We start from the raw sequence: 12,005 nt of genomic DNA, 5'->3' as shown, positions 1-12,005 counted from the left end.
GTCAAGTATTTAACACCCTCTGGATTTGCCTATCCGCTGAAAACAATTCATCGTATTTAATTCCGGAGATAGTTGAGTTTGTTAAAGACTTTGCGCATTCTATTGACTAACCTTAAGCAAGACAATTCTTTTCTATAATTTTGCAGCACAGATGACTACTAATTACTTAAAATTAAAGCGCTTGGATATTCCTGATCTTCTAGATGCAGCTTTAAATTTACCCACATCGGGAGATATCAAGCAAAGCAAAGATGGCTTACTCTATCTGGACATAGCAGATAGTTATATACATGATCTCTATCCTTTTTTAAAAAACTATTCTTCAGTCATTATTAAGCCTGATTACTTTGGACAAAAATCTGCTGGAGCCCATATCAGCATTATCTATCCAGAAGAAAACTCGGCAAACATGCAAGAGGAGCTTGGGAAAACGCACCACTTTAAAGTGTTACAAGTGGTTTCAGGAGATCTTGGCCATAAACGCTATTATGTGCTTACTGTTAGCGCCCCTACACTTATTGAAGTGAGGAAAAAATATCAGTTAGGTCCTCAGTTAAAATTTAAAGACCATTGGATTGATTTACATATTACATTAGGAGTATCCATGTTATGAGACCCGCTTTGACAAATAGAGCTAAGCTTCAAATAACAAGAACCTTTACTCCGTAAGTTACAAAAAAACCTGTCATGTACAGAAAACTTTATTAATAGGTCTTGGCTATTTCAATAAAATATTGATATAGTGATTTTTTGTATAAACACTATATTTTTTAAACAATACTCCAATGTGGTCTAAACGCATCAACACCATCACTATCATTGCTCACATTATTATCGGCTGAAAAGCCGAATTATAACTTACGCCCAAAATTTGCCCATAACGTCCCCATCCCTCCTAAATAATGAGGTTGATATGTTTAAGAAAAACTTGACTTTTTTACCTACCTTTATGTGGTTTTTGCCGCTTTCCTTTTTTACTTATCAATTTATTTTGCGTCTTTGGCCCGGTTTGATGATGCATCAGATTATGACGCAATTTTCTATCGATGCCAGTCACTTTGGGGTTCTCGCTGCCCTTTATTATTACGGGTATGCTGGCATGCAAATACCTGTGGCCGTGATGCTTGAGCGCTTTAATGTCCGCAATGTAGTTTTATTTTTTGCATTAATTTGCGGCCTGGCCACACTGCTCTTTAGTTATACTTCAAATTGGTATCTTGCCTGTTTGAGCCGATTTTTAGTAGGAGCAGGTTCTGCCGTTGGTTTTCTTTCAGTATCAAAAGTTATTTCTCAATGGTTTCCTAAGTCCAAATACGCAAGAATGGTTGGTTTTTCCTTTTCTATCGGCCTTTTGGGGGCTATTTATGGCGGAAAACCCGTGAGCTTGCTAATCGCAAGCTTTCCCTGGCAAAAAATCGCCTTTACTTTGGCAGTGATAGCCATACTATTAGGATTTGCGAGTTATTGCTTTCTGCGTTCACCGCCTCAGGAAAAAGCAACTACCGCAGAACCTGCACAACACTTTAAATTTTCTTACTTTAAGACACTTTTAAGTTCCCCAACAATACTATTGCTAGCTCTAACAAATCTTCTGATGGTAGGTTCTCTTGAAGGGTTTGCTGATATTTGGGGTGTCTCTTATTTAGCCACTGCGTTCGCGCTGGATAAAAGTAGCGCTGCGCAATTAATTTCATTTATTTTTGTAGGTATGTTATTCGGAGGACCTTGCCTGGCTTTTTTAAGTAAGCACTGGGGTAATTATACAGTGATTGCTCTATGCGGGTTAGGTATGGCATTGCTTTTTAAGCTACTACTTTCAATTTCAACTTATAATTGGTATGGATTAGCATTCCTATTTTTTATGCTCGGTTTGATGTGTTGTTATCAAGTCATTGTTTTTGCGGCAGGAGCGGATTTAGTCGACGCTAAACTATTAGGTGTAGCCATTGCATTTCTTAATTGCATTAATATGCTGGGTGGGTCTTTTTTTCATACTCTTATAGGTCGAATAATGGATGTTTCCTGGAATGGGGCTTTAAATGATGAAGGACTTCACCTTTACTCCCTAGCTTCTTATCATAACTCCCTGATGTTAATTCCTACATGTGCCTTAGTAGGTTCTTGCCTCGTTAGTATGATTGGGTTTCGTTTGCGTCATAGTCGTATTTCTAACGTGCTATTTTAAAAGCCCTGAATCCTTCTTTTAAGTCCCTCACTAGAAGGATTCAACTACCTTTTGGATATTTCGACTTGGTTTGATATCATCAAGGCTTTTTTTAAAAGAGTTAATCTAACAATAATGAATGAAATTATAGGAGAAACCATTCAAGGTTATCTAACAGAAGCTACAGCAACTATAGCTCAAAATGACCTTCCTTACAGCTACAGCGGATTAAAAAAAGCTGCTCTCCAAATAGAAATAGAAAAGGAGATTAAATTATTAAATGCTATGCTTGAATCACCAGAGTCATTTGAGCAGGCATTTAAAGTGCGCTGCAGCCTCCGTGAGATACACACCCAAGAAACATTTTCATTCAAGATTTTACCTGAAAGCCCCGCTAATGAATTATATTGGAAAATTGCTCAACTTCTTTTTACTCCCCAAACAATGCAGGAAATGTTAAGTATTTTGTTGCCCTCTGTTAATACTCATCTGCAAGTGACCATCCCTGACGAACTTCCGCGTGCTATGTCAAAAAAGGAACTTAGACAATACCATAAGAGTTGGGAGCCACAATTACAAACAGAGAATTCCCTGCATAAATTTTCAGTTTTCCCCACCCTGAAAGAATTAAACAGCTATGTCATTGTTGATAATGTTATTCTGGATTTACAAGATATAGCCAACCTCCCTTTACGAACTCATTCCAAGTTGCAGAGCAAAATCAAGCAACTTAATCCGGCTTTGGGCAGAATGCTTTATGACCACAATACAGATTTTGCCTCTTTGGAGGCTGATCTCTCTCTGTTCAACAGCGCAGGCATTACACCTAAAGAAGCCATTGAACAACTTATTCAAGGTTTATGGTTGGGAAGTACTAAATTTACGGACAGTAAAATTGCCACTAAAGAAGCGACAGAAGCAGTAAGTCGATTTTTCAACTACCTTGAAGCATTGCCACAAGAAATACAAGAGGAATTAAAGGCTTTAAGATATGATGCTAACCATACATTAGACTACATTTTGAATAACAAGATCAAACAGGGCGAATGTGTGGAAGAGACAGCTCTTTGCCTCCAAACTTTCCTACGTGTTAATGACAAAAATAAATTATTACACTTATCTCCTAAAATGAGTGAAGAGGAATTAAACCGGCTAGAAAAAAAATATATGTTTAAACCTTCCTCTCGTCCGGTTCTTAATGTCCAAAAAGAGGACTTAAAAATGCCATTGCCCCTTCAATTGATTAAGCAAGCTCTTGAAGGTATTACTCTAACGCCTGAGAACCTGGTAACGCTAATTATTAATTTCCCACCTTCATTTTATGATAGGCTTTGGCAAAGCCTTGTTCTACCCGATCCTCAAAATGATTTAGCAGAACTGGCAATTGCTATCGGACTTGGTTTTTTCACGCTACCACAAAGGCAGGCAACCATTAAGGCTATCTCGAGTCACTATTTGCGCTTTAACTTACAAGAACCTTTTTTCCATTGGTTGCTGCAAACAGAAGACCTCGTTCTAATCAATGAAACCATAACCTCCTGGTCAGATGATGAAAAAATAAAATCCCTAAAGGAAACTAATCAATCAGGGGAAACGATATTTGATGGAGCAGTAAATAATCTGGAACTATTAGAAATTCTATTAACTCTTTGTTCAAAACAGCAATTCCTTGAGATTATGAGAATTCCTGATGAAACAGGACAAACTGTTTTGCATCGTTTCGTAAAAAACGAGAAGGCATTAAAAACTGTTTTAGCATTTTATCCAGACATTGAAACTGTTAAAACCGACTTACTAATATTAGATAACCGGCACCAAACTGTGTTTCATGCAGCAACTTGTAATCCTACGTCTATAGAATGCCTTCTGGCACTTTATTCAGAAAAACAACGTATGGACATCCTATTGAAGCAATACAATAACGATCGCCCAACAGTATTAGATAACCTTATCAAGAACCCAAAATCCCTACAGGTAGTCCTTAGTCTCTTGTCACCACCACAATTGAGACAAATAGTGAGCTCACAAAAAATAGTAAATCTAGCATTATTAAAGCATCCTGAATCACTAGTCATTCTGCTAGAGGCATGCCCTGAAGAACAACGTCTCGAGATGATGCAAATAAAAGTTGAAAATGACCAAAAAATATTGCAACGAGCTTTTGAAATGTATCATACAAGAAAAATTTCAAAACTTTTTATGTTATTACCCCCGTCTCATAGACTTATTGCATTAAGAGGTATGAGTGCAAATCAAGACTCTACGAAGCTGTTTGAGATAAGAATAACTGTTTTTCCTGATGCAGATATTATGTTAATAAAGAACATCATCGATGAAGATACCAGCCTACATAACCTCCTTCAGCCTTTGAAGGAATATGGCAAACAACTTGCTCTGGAAGATACCGAAAAAGGAGAGATAGTCATTAAACTCGTCAAAGAGTTAAACCAAACAATCAATGAATTTTATGATAATATTGTGGCATCGGATTCCGATGAGAAAAAAGAGCAAATTTTTTCTGAGTTTAAAAGGGATTTTAAAATTAAATTGCATAGCAAAGATGCAGAGATGCAGGCACATCGAAAGATATGGAAACCTATTGTAGCCAACATTTTATTAGGGATAGGAACGTTCGGAATAGCATTTTTAGCCATGCTTATAAAAGCAGTAACCGGCTATTGCAGTGGACAGCTAACATTTAATAACACCTGTTTTTTTGCCCATACTCAACGGGAGCAATACATCGATGCCACCCAACAACGACTTGATTCGGCTGATTTATGTTATAAAACAAAGTGGAGGTCTCTACTCGATTAACAGGGCAACTTATCAAGCTTCATGCAAAAAATGGTATACACTATTACTACAAGGAATGTGTGATGAGATTAAGGTTATTAACTACGTAGATTTGTGAGCTTTGGTTCTAAATACTTCAGCCCACACCTCTTCCTAAAATCATTATTTATTTCAACCCTCTGCCTGGAAATCACCCTTGGAATAAGATACTGGCATAATACTGCCAATACTAACTGGAATCATGACCCTAGCGTTGTTGATTCATTTTTTGGTAATCCGGGTTCGGTTCTTGACTATAAAAAAGTGAATGCCAATTCAACAGATTTTTTTTTTCAATTTGCACACACCTCGGGATTTTTTGTAATTTTTGTAATTTTTGTAAAAGGATGGTGGCCACAATTCTATCTATAAAGGCAATCTTGAAGATAAAGATTATTTAGCAGGACAAATTAAATTTTTAGATACCACAAGCTCCTTTATTGTTTTACCCTTTAAATGATTTTGACAGTAAATGTTATGGATTTTTGCACAAGTAAGTTACACCTTTGCATAAGGGGAGAGGAAACTAAATTCCTCTCATAACGGCTGCCATTCAGCTTAAGCTAAAGTAATTGCCCCTTCTAGGTATAAACAACACTCTCCTGTTAACAGCACCCTGTCGTTTTTAACCTCGCAGATGAGCTCACCCTGACGCTTTAAGCCTTGTAACGCATGAATTGTTTTCTTGCCTAGACGTTCACTCCAGAAAGGGGCAATGACGCAATGCGCTGAACCTGTTACAGGATCTTCTGGTACATCACAACCAGGATAAAAACAGCGGGAATACACATCAAATTGGGTTGAAGGGGCTGACAAAATTACTCCCCTATTTTGCAACTGGCTGATGGCATTCAAATCCAGTTGTGCCTTTTGGACATCCTTTTCGTCATCACAAATGACTAACAAATCAAAAGTACTTTCATAAACGGCTTTTGGAACTATATTCATTGCAGCTAATAAAGCCGGTGAGGGTTTAATCTCGGTATAGGGAAGTGCAGGGAAATCTAATTGCAACGCAGCGCCTTGTCTTGCCACTCTTAACTCACCACTTAAGCTCTGAAAAACCAAACTATTACCCGGATAGCCTAATTTTTCAAAGATCACATAGGCGCTTGCTAAAGTGGCATGTCCACACAAAGCAACTTCAGAATTGGGCGTAAACCAACGAATATGAAAATGGTCTCCTTCTTTTGTAATGAAGGCTGTTTCAGATAAGTTATTCTCAGTGGCAATGGATTGCATTAATTGCTCATCCAACCATTCTTCCAAGGGACAAACTGCTGCAGGATTGCCTCCAAACAATGTCGTAGTAAACGCATCAACTTGGTACATAGGTTGTTTAGACATAGTTAACTTCCTTAACACAACGAATTATTGCTTACTATACCATAGTATGCTATATATTAGCAATTGATATATCTCCGGAAGAACCGATGTTAACGTCCAGTTTGATTAAAAAAGCCAATCGTTTGCTTATAAAAAAAGCCAATGAATTATTAAAACCTTATGCTATTACACACGCGTATACCTTCTTTTTACTGGAACTTTTTAAACAGGATGCCTTAACGCAGGCTCAAATGTGCAAATTGATAGGTATTGAACAACCCACTGCAGTGAGGACACTGGATCGCATGGAACGTGATGGGTTTATTTACAGAAAACCCGCTGAAAATGACAGGCGTATTTCTATAATCTATCTGACTCAAAAAGCGCTCGATGTTAAAAAAGCCATGAATCGCTGCGCAACAGATTTAAATGACCTTGCGTTATCCGGTTTTAGTAAAGAAGAAAAGGAACAACTTAATCAGTTTATTAAACGAATGAACACCAATTTAGAAAAGGAATAAATTCCTATATGATATGAACTCTAGTCAGGCTAAACATTAAGGACAATTATGAAAGCCATTGGATACTCAAAGTCACTGCCCATTGAAAATCCTGATTCATTAATAGATGTAGAGCTCCCGACACCTAGGGCAAGCGGACGAGATGTATTAGTGGAAATAAAAGCGGTGGCAGTAAACCCGGTAGATTGTAAAGTAAGACTTCGAGAAGAACCGCAGCCCGGAGAATATCGCGTATTAGGTTGGGATGCAGCAGGAATTATCAAAGCAGTTGGTGAACAAGTAACCCTTTTTAAACCTGGTGATGAAGTTTGGTACGCTGGTGATATCACTCGCCCAGGTTGTAATAGTGAGTTTCATTTGGTAGATGAGCGCATTGTTGGCTTAAAACCTAAAAGCCTGTCTTTTGAAAAAGCAGCCGCGCTGCCTCTAACAGCAATTACCGCTTGGGAAATCCTTTTTGATCGCTTGCGTGTTACAGCCAGTGAAAAATCCAGCGTGTTAGTTACGGGAGCTGCCGGTGGTGTAGGCTCCATTTTAGTGCAATTAGCTCGCCAACTTACCTCTTTAACAATAATAGGGACAGCATCACGAGAAGAATCCAAACAGTGGATATTAAATCAGGGGGCACATCATGTCATTGATCATAGTAAACCAATGCAAGAGCAACTAAAGCAGTTAGAGATTTCTGAAGTGGATTATGTCATCAGCCTTACCCATAGCGATGAGCATACCGAAGAGTTGATAAAATGCTTAAAACCACAATCAAAATTTGCCTTAATTGATGATCCGAAGCATCTTAATATTCTTCTTTTCAAGCTTAAAAGTATCTCGGTCCACTGGGAAATGATGTATACACGCTCCATGTTTAAAACTCCCGATATGATTAAGCAGCATCATATTTTAAATGAAATTGCACATCTGGTAGACAAAGACGTTATTAAAACTACTTTTAACCAAAGCTTTGGTGTTATTAATTCCACCAATTTGCGTAAAGCCCATGAGCTTCTGGAAAGCAATCAATCCAGAGGTAAAATTGTACTCTCTGGATTTGCATAACTTGCTGAAATAAAGTTCGGGCTTTGCTAGCCCGGACTATAACTGGAGGAGGTAGGCCAAACCGGTGTTTCATCTACAGAGTTGCATTCATAGAGGTTTTTAGCGTACTTACTTATCTCATCAAGCAACGCAGTACTGGTTTTTTCTTTAACTCCAAATAGAGAAAGAATATAGCTTAAAATATCTTGCCTTCGATTTATAGCGTCATAACGACTATGGCCATCTTGACTATTCTCATGGTAAAAATCTTCAAACACAGCCTGAATCCCTTCCATTGACTTTTGAGCACTTAAAGTTTGAATAAGTTCATTTAAAATGTGGTAATCATTGCGGTTATGAAGTAAACCAAAAAAATGGTTACCTCTATAGTCCTTTAAAAAGTCTCTATAAGCTAATAGTTCTTTAAATACTGGACTCTGAAAAAAAATAGTGGCTGCTGTTGTACGTGCTTCACTTGCTTCATAAACTACACGTGGGGCAGGAATATGAACGTGAAGAAGGTGTTCAGCCCCTTGTTTAAGCGTTGCAATATGATGAGTAAAAAAGGGTTGTTTTTCTTGCTTTTCTTCAGTTGAAGCCCCATTTAGCCAGTGGGCAGCCAAATAAATGGCTTGAGCATATTTTTCGAAATTTTTTTTCGAAGTGGTTTTGCGAAGATCATTATACATTGCTTCAACATAGGCTACATTTCCTTCCCATGTTTCTTCGGGAAACTTTGCGGGTACACCAGTGCGCCCGCAGGCTTCCTCAACATTCCGGGCATACTTTTTTACGTCATTCACATCAATATATTGCATAAACATTCTCCGTACTAAAATTAGAGACTTTTAATACCTTTCCCATTCCATACATACTAAAGCAATGTATCATCACTGGCACTTGTGAGCTGAGATAGTTCTAAAACTTTATTGGGATATAGCAACTTTCATTTTTTTCATAGTTAGCAATCATTCTTGCCAACTGCCCATAAACTGTATGCGTGATATCTGTTCTTAGGCCACTCTTCTCTTCATCCTCTCCATTATACCCTTTATCTCGCAAAATTTTTTTAATACCAGCAATTTTTATTTCATTTGCACAGTTTTGGTTAAGCAAACAATTAATTGCCAGAATGCCTCTGGGGGATAAAGATTCCTCTTGATTTAAAGCATTAAACTCCAATGCATACTCAGGGTTTTTAAAAAAAACCAGTGTTTTTCCAACATTGCGTAGCCAATTAAAACGCACCTCTTTAGTCCAGTCATAACTCCTAACAAGTGCATCTATTTCCTTTAGCAAATCATGGGAATCCATACTTCCTCCATGAGACTGAACAATCTTTGTAACACAATTACACATCTAGTCGCTGATTTCAATTTAATTAAGGCAAAATCATACTTTCTCTAAATTAGAAACAAGGATCTCTTCGTTTAAGAGCGGGATTTTATCTATTAGAGATTCGTCAAGCAGCTGCGCTGCTTTCAGGACGTAAGAAAAACGTCATTCTGAACATAGTGAAGAATTCCAAATTTTACACTGCCTTTCGTCCCTCAGAAGGTCGCTTTGCTCAGAATCACGGTAATTTATGCAAGATGACGCTGTTAAACTAATTCAAAATGGTTTGATATTGCTCTGATTTTTCGCCACGATTTCTTGAACAATTGAAGGGTGTTTAGTAACAGTACCCAAGGGATAAGAAATAGGATAGAAGGAAGGAGTTTTGTCTTTTTAAAGATAACAACAGATAAAAAAAATCCACCCGAAGGTGGAGAGGTTAAACTTAGCTCCCAACAACGTGGGCTCTAATATTCAACCTACACTTTAAGTATAGAAAATATACAGAAACTGTCAAATTTAAAACAGAAAAAATCCCATTCAAAAAGTATAATAACCCCTGAGTTATTTGCAAACACCCTGTGTTACACTGTCTGTCCTTAAATAAGTGATTCTAGAATATGTCTGTTCTTTTTTCCTTGCGATCTTATACAAAAGAAACGTGTAGCCATTCCCATGATTTTTCACAATTAGTTTTACCTCTCAAAGGCCGGCTTGAACTTGAAACTGGTGGAGAAGCTGGGCTTGTTGATGAAGAGACCGCTGCTTATGTTCGAGCCGACACAAGGCACTGTTTTGCTAGCAGCGAAGATAATTTATTCCTGGTTGTTGACCTTCCTGACACTTGTACAGAGTGGAAGACTCACAAACTACCTTCTTTTTTAAATTTAAATCCCGCCTTAAAAAAGTATCTTGAATTTGCCCATTGCTATTTGGAGAATTATTCAAATCATTTGGCAGATTTGTCGCTTTATCAACTTTTGATGAGTCTTCTTCCCGTTGATTGGACAACTGATCGTTCTGTGGTTCTTGCAAAAAGCTGGATGGATAAGCACTTGGCAACACCGGTTGACATTGACCGGTTAGCCAGACACTGTTATTTGAGTAAAAGCCAGCTTCAACGCCGTTTTAAGCTGAATACCGGTTTTACTCTGGCAGAGTATTGGCGGCTAAAAAAATTAGAATACGCGCAGCAATTGCTTATTAATAGCAACCTGTGTATTGAAGAGATTGCTTACCAAGTCGGATATGAAAATTTATCTGCCTTTAGCCGACGCTTTCACCAAATGTATGGCATCTCGCCTACTCAATGGCGAATGATGAACATAAAAGCAAAATCGATGCGTGTTTTAGATAACTAATTCTTATTAATACTTGTTAAAATCTTCTTACTTGAAACACAGAGGTTTGCTTACGATGCAAAAAAGAGCCAATTGGCATAGTGGTTTATTATTTTTAATCCTTGCTCAGGTTATGGTGGGAGTTAATATTGTCTCTTCAAAAATTATATTGTCCTCTACACCTCTATTTTTTCTATTAGCTATGCGTTTTGCTTTAGCGACCTTGATCCTATTTCCCTTACACTGGTTAAGTCCTGCAAAAAAATTATCATTGCGTTATTATTTTTCACTACTTACTCGTCGTGATTGGGTATTTATTGTTGCTCAGGCACTCTCTGCCGGAGTATTGTTTAATTGTTTAATGCTTTTAGGATTACATTACACGGACGCCAATGTAGCAGGTATTATCACCAGCACCCTACCTGCCATTATTGCGATTATGTCCTGGATTATTCTTAAGGAAAAAATTTCAGGCAAGCAAAGTTTTTGTATTGTTTTTGCCACCCTTGGGCTTGTCGTGATTGCTTACGATAAATTGCAAGGGAATCAGGCAATTCATTCGTTTTTAGGAGATTTTATTGTTTTATTCTCCCTTTTACCCGAAGCGACTTATTACGTATTGTGTAAAATTCATCCCAATCGCTTGCCTGTCTTTATTACCTCTGCGGTTATGAATGGTATTAATGCTCTTTTAATATTACCCGTAGGGATTTATTACTATGTTGGCATCCCCACACCCACCCTGAACACTTGGTTAATTTTGTTTATCCTAGGATTAAGCTCGGGTTTATTTTACGTTTTTTGGTATTTTGGCTATCAATTAGTGGACAGTATTATGGCTTCCCTATCCACCGCCATAATGCCTGTAGCTACTGTTTTGCTGGCATGGGCTATTCTTAATGAGCAATTAACCGCATTACAGTGTACAGGAATGGGGTTAGTTTTATTATCAATAGTGATTTATGCCAAAAAATAATTACGTCTAAGAAGTACTTTATTCCAACATCGCCTCAAGCCAATGTTTATGTTTTCTTTCATTTCCCAAACCTTGTTCAAGAACATTGGTGGCGTCTTTCCATTTAGCTTCATGGCAATTTAAACGCTCAAAAGCTGTATTAAGATCTTTCTCATTGAAAAGCATCACTTGAAGAATAGCCTCATCGCCAAAAAGATTAGCAAAAATTACTTTCCCCTGAATTAATAACTTTTTAGCATCCGGTCCAGATGGTGCAACCATGTGATGTTCTTTAAATAAATCCGTAATCTCGTTGATGAGATGTTGATGATTTTTTTTAAACTCTCTAAACCTATTTTTATAGGTAGCATTGTCAAGACGATGGATAGCGGTGTTATAAGCTTCAACCACATCATAGTCCAACTCACATAGCCCATAGAGTGCATCTTCAAATTTTTCCTGGGTTCCTACCATTGTAGCCATCCATTTTCCCT

Annotated in this window: 11 protein-coding genes; 7 read left to right on the top strand and 4 right to left on the bottom strand. The window is 37.7% G+C overall.

The window, feature by feature from the left end:
- Positions 1-151: 151 nt before the first annotated feature.
- From Ljam_RS02660 to Ljam_RS02650, 3 genes are all read left to right on the top strand, one after another.
- The gene (locus Ljam_RS02660) at positions 152-613 is read left to right on the top strand and encodes a hypothetical protein (protein WP_058448586.1); all 462 of its coding nucleotides are present in this window, start codon (positions 152-154) and stop codon (positions 611-613) included.
- 300 nt (positions 614-913) lie between these two features.
- Positions 914-2,185, top strand: a complete 1,272-nt coding sequence (locus Ljam_RS02655; protein ID WP_058448585.1) for an MFS transporter — start codon at positions 914-916, stop codon at positions 2,183-2,185.
- Between the two features lie 114 nt (positions 2,186-2,299).
- Complete coding sequence (locus Ljam_RS02650; protein ID WP_058448584.1) at positions 2,300-4,981, top strand: PDDEXK family nuclease; 2,682 nt, start codon at positions 2,300-2,302, stop codon at positions 4,979-4,981.
- A gap of 576 nt (positions 4,982-5,557) precedes the next feature.
- Here the strand turns inward: Ljam_RS02650 and Ljam_RS02645 are convergent.
- Positions 5,558-6,346 (bottom strand): PhzF family phenazine biosynthesis protein, encoded by a 789-nt coding sequence (locus Ljam_RS02645; protein ID WP_058448583.1) that lies wholly within the window; start codon positions 6,344-6,346, stop codon positions 5,558-5,560.
- 86 nt (positions 6,347-6,432) lie between these two features.
- Here Ljam_RS02645 and Ljam_RS02640 point away from each other — a divergent pair, with 86 nt between their 5' ends.
- The gene (locus tag Ljam_RS02640) at positions 6,433-6,846 is read left to right on the top strand and encodes a MarR family winged helix-turn-helix transcriptional regulator (RefSeq protein ID WP_058448582.1); all 414 of its coding nucleotides are present in this window, start codon (positions 6,433-6,435) and stop codon (positions 6,844-6,846) included.
- 48 nt (positions 6,847-6,894) lie between these two features.
- The gene (locus tag Ljam_RS02635; RefSeq protein ID WP_058448581.1) at positions 6,895-7,902 is read left to right on the top strand and encodes a zinc-binding alcohol dehydrogenase family protein; all 1,008 of its coding nucleotides are present in this window, start codon (positions 6,895-6,897) and stop codon (positions 7,900-7,902) included.
- 26 nt (positions 7,903-7,928) lie between these two features.
- Here Ljam_RS02635 and Ljam_RS02630 read toward each other — a convergent pair whose 3' ends face one another.
- A complete protein-coding gene (locus tag Ljam_RS02630; RefSeq protein ID WP_058448580.1) occupies positions 7,929-8,699 on the bottom strand; it encodes a hypothetical protein in 771 nt (256 codons plus the stop codon).
- Positions 8,700-8,799: 100 nt separating this feature from the next.
- Positions 8,800-9,195, bottom strand: coding sequence for a hypothetical protein (locus Ljam_RS02625; protein ID WP_058448579.1), 396 nt, complete (start codon positions 9,193-9,195; stop codon positions 8,800-8,802).
- A 641-nt stretch (positions 9,196-9,836) separates the two neighbouring features.
- Here Ljam_RS02625 and Ljam_RS02620 point away from each other — a divergent pair.
- Complete coding sequence (locus tag Ljam_RS02620; RefSeq protein ID WP_058448578.1) at positions 9,837-10,577, top strand: helix-turn-helix domain-containing protein; 741 nt, start codon at positions 9,837-9,839, stop codon at positions 10,575-10,577.
- A gap of 55 nt (positions 10,578-10,632) precedes the next feature.
- Positions 10,633-11,532: a DMT family transporter gene (locus Ljam_RS02615; protein ID WP_065235512.1), complete on the top strand. Its 900-nt coding sequence runs from the start codon at positions 10,633-10,635 to the stop codon at positions 11,530-11,532.
- 18 nt (positions 11,533-11,550) lie between these two features.
- On the opposite strand, the gene Ljam_RS02610 is transcribed toward Ljam_RS02615, so the two are convergent.
- A complete protein-coding gene (locus tag Ljam_RS02610; RefSeq protein ID WP_074881664.1) occupies positions 11,551-11,994 on the bottom strand; it encodes a hypothetical protein in 444 nt (147 codons plus the stop codon).
- Between the last annotated feature and the right edge of the window lie 11 nt (positions 11,995-12,005).

The sequence above is a fragment of the Legionella jamestowniensis genome, from assembly GCF_001467745.1.
Classification (GTDB): Bacteria; Pseudomonadota; Gammaproteobacteria; order Legionellales; family Legionellaceae; genus Tatlockia; species Tatlockia jamestowniensis.
This window is presented reverse-complemented; position numbering and strand designations above follow the sequence as displayed.

What these genes read in the sequence shown, in the direction of transcription:
- Ljam_RS02645 (WP_058448583.1), bottom strand. Translation starts at nt 6,346, where the DNA reads ATGTCTAAACAACCTATGTACCAAGTTGATGCGTTTACTACGACATTG.
- Ljam_RS02640 (WP_058448582.1), top strand. Translation starts at nt 6,433, where the DNA reads ATGTTAACGTCCAGTTTGATTAAAAAAGCCAATCGTTTGCTTATAAAA.
- Ljam_RS02615 (WP_065235512.1), top strand. Translation starts at nt 10,633, where the DNA reads ATGCAAAAAAGAGCCAATTGGCATAGTGGTTTATTATTTTTAATCCTT.
- Ljam_RS02635 (WP_058448581.1), top strand. Translation starts at nt 6,895, where the DNA reads ATGAAAGCCATTGGATACTCAAAGTCACTGCCCATTGAAAATCCTGAT.
- Ljam_RS02630 (WP_058448580.1), bottom strand. Translation starts at nt 8,699, where the DNA reads ATGCAATATATTGATGTGAATGACGTAAAAAAGTATGCCCGGAATGTT.
- Ljam_RS02650 (WP_058448584.1), top strand. Translation starts at nt 2,300, where the DNA reads ATGAATGAAATTATAGGAGAAACCATTCAAGGTTATCTAACAGAAGCT.
- Ljam_RS02655 (WP_058448585.1), top strand. Translation starts at nt 914, where the DNA reads ATGTTTAAGAAAAACTTGACTTTTTTACCTACCTTTATGTGGTTTTTG.
- Ljam_RS02625 (WP_058448579.1), bottom strand. Translation starts at nt 9,195, where the DNA reads ATGGATTCCCATGATTTGCTAAAGGAAATAGATGCACTTGTTAGGAGT.
- Ljam_RS02660 (WP_058448586.1), top strand. Translation starts at nt 152, where the DNA reads ATGACTACTAATTACTTAAAATTAAAGCGCTTGGATATTCCTGATCTT.
- Ljam_RS02610 (WP_074881664.1), bottom strand. Translation starts at nt 11,994, where the DNA reads ATGGCTACAATGGTAGGAACCCAGGAAAAATTTGAAGATGCACTCTAT.
- Ljam_RS02620 (WP_058448578.1), top strand. Translation starts at nt 9,837, where the DNA reads ATGTCTGTTCTTTTTTCCTTGCGATCTTATACAAAAGAAACGTGTAGC.